The following is a 12599-nucleotide window of genomic DNA, read 5'->3' on the forward strand; positions in this document are numbered from 1 at the left end:
CTCTGGTCTGACGGACGGCCGGCGGCGGGACCGGCGCCGTGGCGCCCGGTCCCGGTCCGTCAGACCTCTTCGACGCTGCTCGGCTCGCGCCGGGACAGGTCGATGCCGAGCTCCTCGGCAGCGCGGAAGACGTCGTCGTCGGTCTCCCGCATCTCGATCGACATGCCGTCGCTGGACAGCACCTCGACGTTGAGGCACAGCGACTGCATCTCCTTGATCAGCACCTTGAACGACTCCGGGATGCCGGGCTCGGGGATGTTCTCGCCCTTGACGATCGCCTCGTAGACCTTGACCCGGCCCAGGACGTCGTCGGACTTGATGGTCAGCAGCTCCTGCAGGGCGTAGGCGGCGCCGTACGCCTCCAGCGCCCAGACCTCCATCTCGCCGAACCGCTGCCCGCCGAACTGCGCCTTACCACCGAGCGGCTGCTGGGTGATCATCGAGTACGGGCCGGTCGAGCGGGCGTGGATCTTGTCGTCGACGAGGTGGTGGAGCTTGAGGATGTACATGTAGCCGACCGACACCGGCTCCGGGAACGGCTCCCCGCTGCGGCCGTCGAACAGCCGTGCCTTGCCGTCGGCGTCCACGAGGACGTCGCCGTCGGCGTTCGGCAGCGTCGAGGACAGCAGACCGGTGACCTCCTGCTCGGAGACGCCGTCGAAGACCGGCGAGGCGATCGGGGTGCCCGCGGCCGCCTGGCGGGACTGCTCGGTCAGCCGGGCAGCCCACTGCGGGTCACCCTCGACCTTCCAGCCCTGCTTGGCGACCCACCCGAGGTGCAGCTCGAGCACCTGACCGATGTTCATCCGGCCCGGCACGCCGAGCGGGTTGAGCACGATGTCGACCGGGGTGCCGTCCTCGAGGAACGGCATGTCCTCGATCGGCAGGATCTTGGAGATCACGCCCTTGTTGCCGTGCCGGCCGGCGAGCTTGTCGCCGTCCGTGATCTTGCGCTTCTGGGCGATGTAGACCCGCACGAGCTGGTTGACCCCCGGGGGCAGCTCGTCGCCCTCGTCGCGGTCGAAGACCTTGACGCCGATGACGGTGCCCGTCTCGCCGTGCGGCACCTTCAGCGAGGTGTCCCGCACCTCGCGGGCCTTCTCCCCGAAGATGGCGCGCAGCAGGCGCTCCTCCGGGGTCAGCTCGGTCTCGCCCTTCGGCGTGACCTTGCCGACGAGGATGTCACCGGGCACCACCTCGGCGCCGATCCGGATGATGCCGCGCTCGTCGAGGTCCGCCAGCACCTCCTCGGAGACGTTGGGGATGTCCCGGGTGATCTCCTCCGGACCGAGCTTGGTGTCCCGGGCGTCGACCTCGTGCTCGTCGATGTGGATCGACGAGAGGGTGTCGTCCTGGACCAGCCGCTGGGACAGGATGATCGCGTCCTCGAAGTTGTAGCCCTCCCACGACATGAACGCGACGAGCAGGTTCTTCCCGAGCGCCAGCTCGCCGTTGTCGGTGGACGGACCGTCGGCCAGCACGTCGCCGGCCTCGACCCGGTCGCCCTCGTCGACGAGGACCCGCTGGTTGTACGAGGTGCCCTGGTTCGAGCGGCGGAACTTGGCCAGCCGGTAGGTCTGGGCCCGCCCGTCGTCACCGGTGACGGTCACCGCCTCGGCGGAGACCTCGGTGACGACCCCGGCGGCCTCGGCGACGACGACGTCACCGGCGTCGACCGCCGCGGGCCGCTCCATACCGGTGCCGACCAGCGGCGCCTCGGCCCGCAGCAGCGGGACGGCCTGGCGCTGCATGTTCGAGCCCATCAGCGCGCGGTTCGCGTCGTCGTGCTCGAGGAACGGGATCATCGCGGTGGCGACGGAGACCATCTGCCGCGCCGAGACGTCCATGAAGTCGACGTCGGAGCGGGGCACGAACTCGACCTCGCCACCCTTGGCGCGCACCAGCACCCGCTCCTCGGAGAACGTGTTGTCGTCGTCCAGCGGCGCGTTCGCCTGGGCGATGACGTACTCGTCCTCCTCGTCCGCGGTGAGGTAGACGATCTCGTCGGTGACCCGGCCGTTGTCGACCTTGCGGTACGGGGTCTCGACGAACCCGAACGGGTTGATCCGGGCGTAGCTCGACAGCGAGCCGATGAGGCCGATGTTCGGCCCCTCGGGGGTCTCGATCGGGCACATCCGGCCGTAGTGCGACGGGTGGACGTCGCGGACCTCGAAGCCGGCGCGGTCGCGGGACAGGCCGCCGGGGCCGAGCGCGGACAGCCGGCGCTTGTGCGTCAGGCCCGCGATCGGGTTGGTCTGGTCCATGAACTGGGAGAGCTGGCTGGTGCCGAAGAACTCCTTGATGGAGGCGACGACCGGCCGGATGTTGATCAGGGTCTGCGGCGTGATCGCCTCGACGTCCTGGGTGGTCATCCGCTCCCGGACGACGCGCTCCATCCGGGACAGGCCGGTGCGGACCTGGTTCTGGATGAGCTCGCCGACCGTGCGCAGGCGCCGGTTGCCGAAGTGGTCGATGTCGTCGACCTCGACCCGGAGATCGACGTCCTGGCCGTCCCGGCGGCCGGGCATGGAGGTGCCGCCGGCGTGCAGGGTGACGAGGAACCGGATCGTCGCGATGATGTCGTCCATCGACAGCACCGTGTCGCTCAGCGGCGCCTCGAGACCGAGCTTGCGGTTGATCTTGTACCGGCCGACCTTGGCCAGGTCGTAGCGCTTGGCGTTGAAGTAGAGGTTCTCCAGCAGCGTCTGCGCGGCCTCGCGGGTCGGGGGCTCGCCCGGCCGGAGCTTGCGGTAGATGTCGAGCAGGGCCTCGTCGCTGTCGGCGACGTGGTCCTTCTCCAGGGTGGTGCGGATGGACTCGAACTCGCCGAACTCCTCGAGGATCCGGGACTCCGACCAGCCGAGCGCCTTGAGCAGGACGGTGACGGACTGCTTGCGCTTGCGGTCGATACGCACACCGACCGTGTCGCGCTTGTCGACCTCGAACTCCAGCCAGGCACCCCTCGACGGGATGACCTTGGCGGTGAAGACGTCCTTGTCACTCGTCTTGTCCGGCGTCCGCTCGAAGTACACGCCCGGGGAGCGGACGAGCTGGGAGACGACGACCCGCTCGGTCCCGTTGATCACGAAGGTGCCACGGGAGGTCATGAGCGGGAAGTCACCCATGAACACCGTCTGGCTCTTGATCTCGCCGGTGTTCGCGTTCATGAACTCGGCGGTGACGAACAGCGGCGCGGCGTAGGTCATGTCCCGCTCCTTGCACTCCTCCAGGGAGTACTTGGGCGGCTCGAAGCGGTGATCGCGGAACGAGAGCTGCATGGAGCCGGAGAAGTCCTCGATCGGCGAGATCTCCTCGAAGATCTCCTCCAGGCCGGAGGTGGTGGGCACACCACCACGGCCGTTCTCGAGGGCCTCGGCCACCCGGGCCTGCCAGCGCTCGTTGCCGAGCAGCCAGTCGAAGCTCTCGGTCTGCAGGGCGAGGAGGTCGGGGACCTCCAGGGGTTCACGGATCTTGGCGAAGGAGATGCGGCGGGGAGCTGCAGAGGTGGTACCAGGGTCAGACGCGGTGCGCGAGGCAGCCAAGAGGGGTCCTTCCACGGGCCTGCGGGCGGGTCGGGCGCGCCGTGAGCACACCGAGGAGTCCGTGACCGGCAGGTGCCTGGTCGCGGTTCGGGGGCACAGGGCAGCGCAAAGCGACAGCGTACCCGTCCCGGGCGCTCGTGTCCACCACGGTCCCCGGGAGCCGGCTGCTCGCCGTCACCGGGCGAGCGCACCGACCGAGCCGCGCAGGGACCGCAGCCGCGGCACGAGGATGACCGCACCGGAGGCTCCCGTCAAGGACGCGGGCCACCAGCGCGTCGGCCGGAGCGACGGGCGGGCGGGGCGGACCGGTGGTCCACCCCGCCCGCGCGGCAGGTGTCACGCCGTGTCACGCCGTGGCGCGACACCGGCAGGTCACTTGACGGTGACCGTGGCCCCGGCGCCCTCGAGGGCGGCCTTGGCCTTGTCGGCGGTCTCCTTGTTGACCCCCTCCAGGAGCGGCTTCGGGGCGCCGTCGACGAGGTCCTTGGCCTCCTTGAGGCCCAGGCTCGTCAGGGCGCGGACCTCCTTGATGACCTGGATCTTCTTGTCGCCGGCGGCCTCGAGGACGACGTCGAACTCGTCCTTCTCCTCGACGGCCTCGGCGCCGCCGTCGCCGCCCGCGGCCGGGGCACCGGCAGCGGCCACGGCGACCGGGGCGGCCGCGGTGACGTCGAAGGTGTCCTCGAACTTCTTCACGAACTCCGAGAGCTCGATCAGCGTCATCTCCTTGAACGCGTCGAGCAGCTCGTCGGTGCTGAGCTTCGCCATGGTGGCGTGTCCTTCCTCGTTGCGGGGCGGTCAGCCCTCGGTGGTCTCGGCGCCGGCCTGCTCGGCCTGCTCCGGTGCGGCCTCCGGCTGACCGGCCGGAGTCTCGGTCTCTCGCTTGACCCGCAGGGCGTCGACGGCGCGGGCGGCCTGCGACAGCGGGGCGGCGAAGAGGTAGGCGGCGTTGGTGAGCGACGCCTTCATGGCGCCGGCCAGCTTCGCCAGCAGGACCTCGCGGGACTCGAGGTCCGCCAGGCTCGTGATCGCGGCGGCGTCGAGGGTGCGGCCCTCGAGGTAACCGGCCTTGATCACCAGCTGGGGGTTCGCCCGGGCGAAGTCACGCAGGCCCTTGGCGGCCTCCACCGGGTCCCCGGTGACGAACGCGATCGCAGTGGGACCGGAGAGCTGGCCGTCGAACGCGTCGACGCCGGCCTCCTTCGCCGCGATCGCGGTCAGCGTGTTCTTCACCACGGTGTAGGTGGCGTGCTCTCCGAGCGCGCGACGCAGCTCCTTGAGCTGAGCCACGGTGAGCCCGCGGTACTCGGTGAGCACACCCGCGGTGGAGCTGCGGAAGCGCTCGCTGAGCTCAGCGACCGCAGCTGCCTTGTCAGGCCTCGCCATGGCCCTCCTTCCGGGTGGGTGCCGGTCTCCCAGGTCCCGAGCCTGCTCGGACAGCGTGCTCGGACACGGAAAAGGCCCCGCGCAGGCTGCACGGGGCCGCACCGACCGGGGTCGGGTCGTCTCGTCACACCTGCGCTGGCCCGTCCCCGTGGGGACCCTTCGACCACCCTGGCGGGCGGTGACCGGCGGTCTTCGGCGTCCGTGAGGATACGCACCTGCCCGGCCCGCGACCAAATCGCCGGCCGGCCGGACGAGGTGTCAGTGGCTCGGTAGGCGGACGACGGTGACGAAGAACTCGTCGATCTGCCGGACGACCTCGATGAACCTGCTGAAGTCGACCGGCTTGGTCACGTAGGCGTTGGCGTGCAGCGAGTAGCTGCGCAGCACGTCCTCCTCGGCCTCCGAGGTGGTGAGGACGACCACCGGGATCCGCCGCAGCTCGGGGTCCTCCTTGAGCGCGGCGAGGACCTCCCGGCCGTCCATCCGCGGCAGGTTGAGGTCGAGCAGCACGAGGTCGGGGGTGGGCGCGTCGGCGTACTGGCCCTCCTTGCGGAGGAACTCCATCGCCATGACCCCGTCGTTGACGACGTACAGGTTGTTCGCGACCTTGTTGTCCTCGAACGCCTCGCGGGTCATCAGCACGTCACCGGGGTCGTCCTCGACGAGCAGGACGTCGATCGGGCGGGTCTCGGGGGTCATTCGGTGCCCTTCGCGGCGGGGAGCGGGTCGACGCTGGTGTCGTCGCTGGTCTGGTGCGACTCGGGCACATCCTGCCCGAGGACGGCCGGGTCATGCCCGTCGGCGGCCGGGCCGGCACCGGGTACCGGCAGCGTGAACCGGACGGACGTCCCGGACCCGGTGCGCTGGGTGTCGATGCTGATGGTGCCGCCGTGGTGCTCGACGATCTTGCGGGCGAGGGCCAGGCCGATCCCGGTGCCGGCGTAGACGTCCTTGGGGTGCAGCCGCTGGAAGAGCACGAACACCCGCTCGGCGTACTGCGGCTCGATCCCGATCCCGTTGTCGCTGACCTCGATCACCCACTCGTCGCCGTCCCGGCGGGCACCGACGTGGACGCGCGGCGGCTCGTCCCCGTGGAACTTCAGGGCGTTGCCGACGAGGTTGGCCAGCACCTGACCGAGCAGGCCCTGCTCGCCGCGGACGGTGGGCAGGGGGTCGGAGGTGACGGTGGCGCCGGTCTCGTCGATCCGCTCCCCCAGGTCGCGCAGGACCCGCCCGAGGACGGCGTCGAGGTCGACGTCGGTCTGCGGTCCGGTGATCCGGCCGACCCGGGAGAACTGCAGCAGGTCGTTGATGAGCTGCTGCATCCGCTTGGCGCCGTCGACGGCGAACTCGATGTACTGGTCGGCGCGCTCGTCGAGCTCGCCGCCGTACCGGCGCTGGAGCATCTGGGTGAAGCTGGCGACCTTGCGCAGCGGCTCCTGCAGGTCGTGCGAGGCGACGTAGGCGAACTGCTCGAGCTCACGGTTGGACCGCTCGAGGTCCTCGGTGCGCGCCTCGAGCTCGCCCTTGGCGGCCTCCAGCTCGCGGGAGGCCGCGCGGGCGGCGGCGATCTGGCCGACGAGCTCCCGTCGCATGCCCTCGACGTCGTGGCTCAGGGCGACGACCTCCGGCGGCCCCTCGACGTCCACCGGGTGCTCGAGGTCGCCGCCCGCGACGGCGCGGGTGCGCGCGGCGAGCTCCTCCAGCGGGCCCGTGACCCAGCGCCGCAGCAACCAGCCGAGGACGGCGAACGCCAGCAGGCCGACGACGGCGACCGCGACGACCGTGGCCAGGAGCAGGGAGCTGCGCTGCTCGAGCACCACCAGAGCGGCCTGCCGCCGCTCGCCGAGGGTGTCGACGTAGGCACCGTAGGTGCGCTGCAGCTCGGCGAACAGGCGCTCTCCCTCCTCGGCCTGCGCGTCGGTGACCGACCCGGCCCCCTGGACGTCGACCTGCTCGACGACGGGCTGGGCCCAGCCGTTCCACCACGCCGCGGCGGCCGCAGTGGCCTGCTCGAGCGCGGCGAGGGACTCCGGGTCCTCGGCCAGCAGCTCCTGCAGCCGGTCGGCGTCGCCGCCGCCCAGCACCGACTGGGCGTCCCGCGCCGGCTCGAGGGCCTGCGGGTCGCCGGTCAGCGCGTAGCCGCGGACCGCCGTCTCGATCCGCACCAGGGACACGTACAGGTCGTTGGCGGAGGTGACCGCCTCGTAGTAGTGGTTGACGACCTCGCGCTGGTGCGTGCGCACGCTGGCGAACGCGGACAGTGCGACCGCGACGAGCACGAGCACGACGGCGGCGGTGACGGCCAGGGTGGCCAGCAGCCGGCGGTGCAGGCGCCAGTGGCTCATCCGTCGTCCCCGGTCATCGCGGGGTAGCCGACGACGACGACCGCGACGTCGTCGGACAGCGGGCCGCCGTTGAGGTCGACGACCTGGCGCAGCAGGTCGTCGAGCAGTGCGGAGACGTCGTCGAGGTGCTCGCTGGCCTGGACCAGCTCGAGCAGGCCCTCCTTGCCGAGGCGGCGAGCGCCGTCCCCGACGCGGCCCTCGAACAGCCCGTCGGTGAACGCCATCACCCGCCAGCTCTCCGGCAGGTCGACGTGCGCGGGTGCCCAGCTCGCGCCGGGGAGCAGGCCGAGGGCGGGGCCGCGGCCGTCGGAGGGCAGCAGCTCGGCCTGCGGGTGCAGGGCGTACGGCACGTGGTGGCCGGCCAGCCAGATCTCCAGCCGGCGCCGGTCCGGGGACACGACGAGCATGCAGACGGTGGTGAACGTCTCGGCCGTCCGCCGCTCGGCGACCAGGACGTCCTGGAGGATCGGCAGCAGCCGCTCGGCGGGGGTGCCGGCGAGCACCAGCGTGCGCCAGGCGATCCGTAGGGACACCCCGAGCGCGGCCTCGTCCGGGCCGTGCCCGGCGACGTCGCCGACGACGACCCAGACCCGGCCGTCGTCGGTCTCGACGACGTCGTAGAAGTCGCCGCCCAGCAGGCTGTCCCGGCCCGGACGGTAGCGGTTGGTGATGGCCAGGTCGTCGCTGCGCAGGTACGGCTGGGGCAGCAGCCCGCGCTCCATCCGGGCGTTCTCGGCGGCCTGGATGCGCGAGGCGTACAGCTGCCGGGACTGCTCCTCGGCCCGGCGGCGCTCGACGGCGTAGCGCAGGGCGCGGTGCAGCAGGTTGGCGTCGACCTCGTCCTTGACGAGGTAGTCCTGGGCCCCCGCGGCGACCGCGGCGACGCCGCGGTGCTCGTCGTCCAGACCGGTCAGGCACACGACGGCCGCGTCGCCGGCGGCCGCCAGGACGCTGCGCAGGGCGTCGATCCCCTCGCCGTCCGGCAGGCCGAGATCGAGCAGGACCACCGCCGTCCGCTGCCGCAGGGCCTCGGTCGCCTCGGCGACCGAGCGGGCCCGGACCACCTCCCAGGCCGGGCCGGTCTCGGCGAGCAGCTCGGTGACGAGGAAGGCGTCGCCGTCGTCGTCCTCGACGAGCAGCAGCCGGGCGGGCGCGGGGGCAGCCGCCGTCGGAGGCCGCCGGGCGGCCGTGGTCTCGTACACCGTGCTCCCGAGAGTGTGAGGTGGTGTCGGCATCCTAGGCACGCCGGGGGCGGCGGCGCGGGCCGTCACCGGGACGGCGCAGCGGGGTACGCCGAGACCGCCCGCGGGTGCGGGCGGTCTCGGCACGACGGGGGACCCGAGGACGCCGTCAGGCGTCGACGGTCTCCTCGGTGAGGTTGCGGGTCCGGTTCGGGTCGACCGGGATGCCGGGGCCCATCGTCGTGGCGATGGTGGCCTTCTGGATGTAGCGGCCCTTGGCGGCCGACGGCTTGAGCCGCAGCACCTCGTCGAGCGCGGCGCTGTAGTTCTCCACGAGCTGCTCGGGGGTGAAGGACGCCTTACCGATGATGAAGTGCAGGTTCGCGTGCTTGTCGACCCGGAACTCGATCTTGCCGCCCTTGATGTCGGTGACGGCCTTGGCGACGTCCATCGTGACCGTGCCGGTCTTCGGGTTCGGCATCAGCCCGCGGGGACCGAGCACCTTGCCGAGCCGCCCGACCTTGCCCATGAGGTCGGGGGTGGCGACGACGGCGTCGAAGTCGAGGAACCCGCCGGCGACCTTCTCGATGAGCTCGTCGGAACCGACGATGTCGGCTCCGGCGGCCTCGGCCTGCGCAGCACGGTCACCGGTCGCGAAGACCAGGACCCGGGCGGTCTTGCCGGTGCCGTGGGGCAGGTTGACGGTGCCGCGGACCATCTGGTCGGCCTTGCGCGGGTCGACCCCGAGGCGGAAGGCCACCTCGACGGTCGGGTCGAACTTCGTGGTCGAGGTCTGCTTGGCCAGCTTGACGGCCTCGAGGGGGGTGTACAGCCGGCTGCGGTCGATGGACTCCGCGGCGGCGCGGTAGGACTTGCTGCGCTTCATGTCTGCTCCTGGTCTCAGGTCAGTCGTGGTCGCTCGGGCCAGCGCTGGCCCTGCCACTGGGGTGGGGAGGTCAGCCCTCGACGGTGACACCCATCGAACGGGCCGTGCCGGCGATGATCTTCATGGCGGCCTCGACGTCGTTGGCGTTGAGGTCCGCCATCTTCTGCTCGGCGATCTCGCGCACCTGGTCCCGGGTCAACGTGGCGACCTTGGTGGTGTGCGGGGTGCCGGAGCCCTTGTCGACGCCGGCCTTCTTCTTGATCAGCTCGGCCGCGGGCGGCGTCTTCGTGACGAAGGTGAAGGACCGGTCCTCGTAGACCGTGATCTCCACCGGGATGACGTTGCCCCGCTGCGACTCGGTCGCGGCGTTGTAGGCCTTGCAGAACTCCATGATGTTGACGCCGTGCTGGCCCAGCGCAGGGCCGATCGGCGGCGCCGGGGTGGCGGCGCCGGCGTTGATCTGGAGCTTGATCAGGCCGGCGACCTTCTTCTTGGGAGGCATTGCTTCGGGTCCTTACCTCGTACGGAACTCGTCGCGGCTAGAGCTTGGCGACCTGGTTGAAGGAGAGCTCGACCGGGGTCTCCCGGCCGAAGATCGAGACCAGCACCTTGAGCTTCTGGGCGTCGGGGTTGATCTCGGAGATGGTGGCGGGGAGGGTCTCGAACGGACCCTCCATGACGGTGACCGACTCGCCGACCTCGAAGTCGACGAGGGTCGTCTCGCTGGTGCGCGCGGCGGCCGAACCGCCCTTGGCGGTCTCCTTGGGCTGCAGCGTCGGGGCGAGCATCGAGAACACCTCGTCCAGGCTGAGCGGCACCGGCTGGTGGGTGTGCCCGACGAAGCCGGTCACCCCGGGGGTGTGCCGCACGGCACCCCACGACTCGTCGGTGAGGTCCATCCGGACCAGCACGTAGCCGGGGATCCGCACCCGGCGCACCTGCTTGCGCACGCCGTTCTTGATCTCGGTGACCTCCTCCATGGGCACCTCGACCTGGAAGATGTAGTCCTCCATGTTGAGGCTGGAGATGCGGTTCTCGAGGTTCGCCTTCACCCGGTTCTCGTAGCCGGCGTAGGAGTGCACGACGTACCAGTCGCCGGGAGCGCGCCGCAGCTGGGCACGAAACTCCTCGACCTCGTCGATCTCGTCCGGCTCCTGCCCGTCGTCCGGCTCCTGCCCGTCGTCCGGGGTTACCGGGGCGTCGGACGGCACGTCCTCGGCCTGGACACTGTCCTCGGCCTGCACGCTGTCCTCGCCCTCCACGACGTCGGGCAGGACGACGTCGTCCGCGGTCGGGTCCTGGGACACGGTGGCGCTCGCTTTCTCCGGCTGGTGACTGGTGCGGTCGGCCCCGGGACGGGCCGGCTGCTGTGCTCGTTGGTGCGCGGGCCCGCAGGCCTCGGTGCCGCTGGTCAGGCCCCGTCCCCGAAGGCCCAGAAGACCAGCTGCCCGAACACGACGTCGAGGCCCGAGACGTAGACCATGACGGCGGCGACGAAGACCAGCACCGCGGCCGTGTAGGTCAGCAGCTCGTTACGGGTCGGGCGGACGACCTTCTTCAGCTCGGCGACCACCTGACGCAGGAACACCATGAGCCGAGCGAAGGGGCCTCCCCCGCTCGCACGGCGGTCCGCTCCTCGCGGTGGCCGGGGCGCGTCTGCGCCGGGTCCACCCGCGCGGGTCTCGGTCATGGTCCTCGCTGTCGTCGCTGTCGTCGTCCGGGTCTGGTTCGTGCTCCGGTGGGTCCGGTGGAGGTGGGGGACCTCCCGCACCGCAGGGCAGGAGGGACTCGAACCCACAACCGCCGGTTTTGGAGACCGGTGCGCTGCCAATTGCGCCACTGCCCTACGACGGTGCCGGGCCGCTCCGCCGCACCGGCCCCGGGGTCGATCCAGGGCAGGCAACAGCATCGCGGTCGTCAACCGCCGGGCAGGAGTGTACGCGGTTCGGGCGCTGCGGGTCGAACCGCCGGCTCCCGGCAGGCGGACCGTGGCTGCGACGGCCGGCGGGGCTCTGGGAGGATCGCCCGGTGAGCGAGCAGCAGAACGGCCCCACGACCCGCCGGGTGTCGGCCCGGGTAGGCGCCATCGCCGAGTCCGCGACGCTGGCCGTCGACGCCCGGGCCAAGGCGCTCAAGGCAGCCGGCCGGCCGGTCATCGGCTTCGGCGCGGGGGAGCCGGACTTCCCCACCCCCGACTACGTCGTCCAGGCCGCGGCCGCCGCGTGCGCGGACCCGGTCAACCACCGCTACACCCCCGCCGGCGGGCTCCCGGAGCTCAAGGCGGCCATCGTCGCCAAGACCGAGCGGGACTCCGGCTACGCGGTGGCACCGGAGCAGGTCCTCGTGACGAACGGCGGCAAGCAGGCCGTCTACGAGGCGTTCGCCACGCTGCTCGACCCCGGCGACGAGGTGCTGCTACCGGCCCCGTACTGGACGACGTACCCGGAGGCGATCCGGCTGGCCGGCGGCGTCCCGGTCGAGGTGCTGGCCGGGACCGAGGCCGGTTACCTCGTCGACGTCGAGGCCCTCGAGGCGGCCCGCACGCCGCGCACGAAAGTGCTGCTGTTCTGCTCGCCGTCCAACCCCACCGGGGCGGTGTACCCCCCGGAGCAGGTGCAGGCGATCGGCGAGTGGGCGGCCCGCCACGGGCTCTGGGTGGTCACCGACGAGATCTACGAGCACCTGCTGTACGACGGCGCCCAGGCTCCGTCGATGCCGGTGCTCGTACCCGAGCTCGCCGACCGCACCCTCGTGCTCAACGGGGTGGCCAAGACCTACGCGATGACCGGGTGGCGGGTCGGCTGGCTGATCGGCCCGCGGGACGTCGTCCGGGCGGCGACGAACCTGCAGTCCCACCTCACCTCGAACGTCGCGAACGTGTCCCAGCGTGCCGCGGTGGCGGCGCTCGAGGGGCCGCTGGACGCCGTCGCCGCGATGCGCGAGGCGTTCGACCGGCGGCGGCGGACCATCGTCTCGATGCTGTCCGAGGCCCCGGGCGTCGTCTGCCCGACCCCGCAGGGCGCCTTCTACGTCTACCCCGACGTCCGCGGCGTCCTGGGGAGGACCATTCGCGGCCGGACGCCCACGACGTCGGCCGAGCTGGCCGAGGTCGTCCTCGAGGAGGTCGAGGTGGCGGTCGTGCCGGGCGAGGCGTTCGGTCCCAGCGGGTGGCTGCGCCTGTCGTACGCGCTCGGCGACGAGGACCTGGCCGAGGGTGTCGGCCGGCTCGTCGGCCTGCTGCGCGAAGCCACCTGAC

Annotated in this window: 11 protein-coding genes and 1 tRNA gene; 1 reads left to right on the forward strand and 11 read right to left on the reverse strand. The window is 71.5% G+C overall.

The annotated features are described in order from the left end of the window. Positions 1-59: 59 nt before the first annotated feature. The 11 genes from rpoB to ACFP6A_RS00905 all read right to left on the reverse strand — a co-directional run bounded on the left by rpoB (position 60) and on the right by ACFP6A_RS00905 (position 11189). Positions 60-3542, reverse strand: coding sequence for a DNA-directed RNA polymerase subunit beta (gene rpoB / locus ACFP6A_RS00855; RefSeq protein WP_379600851.1), 3483 nt, complete (start codon positions 3540-3542; stop codon positions 60-62). A gap of 372 nt (positions 3543-3914) precedes the next feature. Continuing rightward, positions 3915-4310, reverse strand: a complete 396-nt coding sequence (gene rplL / locus ACFP6A_RS00860; RefSeq protein WP_379600853.1) for a 50S ribosomal protein L7/L12 — start codon at positions 4308-4310, stop codon at positions 3915-3917. Positions 4311-4340: 30 nt separating this feature from the next. Then, positions 4341-4928 (reverse strand): 50S ribosomal protein L10, encoded by a 588-nt coding sequence (gene rplJ / locus ACFP6A_RS00865; protein WP_379600855.1) that lies wholly within the window; start codon positions 4926-4928, stop codon positions 4341-4343. 258 nt (positions 4929-5186) lie between these two features. Further along, entirely contained in the window at positions 5187-5627 is a 441-nt protein-coding gene (locus ACFP6A_RS00870; protein ID WP_379600857.1) for a response regulator, read from the reverse strand. Then, positions 5624-7276, reverse strand: a complete 1653-nt coding sequence (locus ACFP6A_RS00875) for an ATP-binding protein (RefSeq protein WP_379600859.1) — start codon at positions 7274-7276, stop codon at positions 5624-5626. The genes ACFP6A_RS00870 and ACFP6A_RS00875 overlap by 4 nt, the downstream gene beginning before the upstream one ends. Next, the gene (locus ACFP6A_RS00880; RefSeq protein ID WP_379600861.1) at positions 7273-8478 is read right to left on the reverse strand and encodes a PP2C family protein-serine/threonine phosphatase; all 1206 of its coding nucleotides are present in this window, start codon (positions 8476-8478) and stop codon (positions 7273-7275) included. Before ACFP6A_RS00880 ends, ACFP6A_RS00875 begins: the two co-directional genes overlap by 4 nt. 148 nt (positions 8479-8626) lie before the next feature. Continuing rightward, positions 8627-9343, reverse strand: coding sequence for a 50S ribosomal protein L1 (rplA, locus tag ACFP6A_RS00885; protein WP_379600863.1), 717 nt, complete (start codon positions 9341-9343; stop codon positions 8627-8629). Positions 9344-9413: 70 nt separating this feature from the next. Then, on the reverse strand, positions 9414-9845 hold the full coding sequence (gene rplK / locus ACFP6A_RS00890; protein WP_379600865.1) for a 50S ribosomal protein L11: 432 nt from the start codon (positions 9843-9845) through the stop codon (positions 9414-9416). A 37-nt stretch (positions 9846-9882) separates the two neighbouring features. Further along, positions 9883-10758 carry a transcription termination/antitermination protein NusG gene (nusG, locus tag ACFP6A_RS00895; protein ID WP_379601429.1) on the reverse strand — a complete coding sequence of 292 codons (876 nt, stop codon included), beginning with the start codon at positions 10756-10758 and terminating at the stop codon, positions 9883-9885. Beyond that, the gene (secE, locus tag ACFP6A_RS00900) at positions 10755-10934 is read right to left on the reverse strand and encodes a preprotein translocase subunit SecE (protein WP_379600867.1); all 180 of its coding nucleotides are present in this window, start codon (positions 10932-10934) and stop codon (positions 10755-10757) included. The genes nusG and secE overlap by 4 nt, the downstream gene beginning before the upstream one ends. Positions 10935-11116: 182 nt before the next feature. Next, positions 11117-11189 (reverse strand) — tRNA-Trp (locus tag ACFP6A_RS00905). Between the two features lie 182 nt (positions 11190-11371). On the opposite strand from ACFP6A_RS00905, the gene ACFP6A_RS00910 reads away from it, so the two are divergent. Further along, on the forward strand, positions 11372-12598 hold the full coding sequence (locus ACFP6A_RS00910; RefSeq protein ID WP_379600869.1) for a pyridoxal phosphate-dependent aminotransferase: 1227 nt from the start codon (positions 11372-11374) through the stop codon (positions 12596-12598). Position 12599: the final 1 nt, after the last annotated feature.

The organism is Quadrisphaera sp. GCM10027208 (assembly GCF_042658805.1).
GTDB lineage: Bacteria > Actinomycetota > Actinomycetes > Actinomycetales > SCSIO-59966 > SCSIO-59966.

What these genes read in the sequence shown, in the direction of transcription:
- rplK (WP_379600865.1), bottom strand. Translation starts at nt 9,845, where the DNA reads ATGCCTCCCAAGAAGAAGGTCGCCGGCCTGATCAAGCTCCAGATCAAC.
- rplJ (WP_379600855.1), bottom strand. Translation starts at nt 4,928, where the DNA reads ATGGCGAGGCCTGACAAGGCAGCTGCGGTCGCTGAGCTCAGCGAGCGC.
- rplA (WP_379600863.1), bottom strand. Translation starts at nt 9,343, where the DNA reads ATGAAGCGCAGCAAGTCCTACCGCGCCGCCGCGGAGTCCATCGACCGC.
- ACFP6A_RS00875 (WP_379600859.1), bottom strand. Translation starts at nt 7,276, where the DNA reads ATGAGCCACTGGCGCCTGCACCGCCGGCTGCTGGCCACCCTGGCCGTC.
- secE (WP_379600867.1), bottom strand. Translation starts at nt 10,934, where the DNA reads ATGGTGTTCCTGCGTCAGGTGGTCGCCGAGCTGAAGAAGGTCGTCCGC.
- rplL (WP_379600853.1), bottom strand. Translation starts at nt 4,310, where the DNA reads ATGGCGAAGCTCAGCACCGACGAGCTGCTCGACGCGTTCAAGGAGATG.
- ACFP6A_RS00870 (WP_379600857.1), bottom strand. Translation starts at nt 5,627, where the DNA reads ATGACCCCCGAGACCCGCCCGATCGACGTCCTGCTCGTCGAGGACGAC.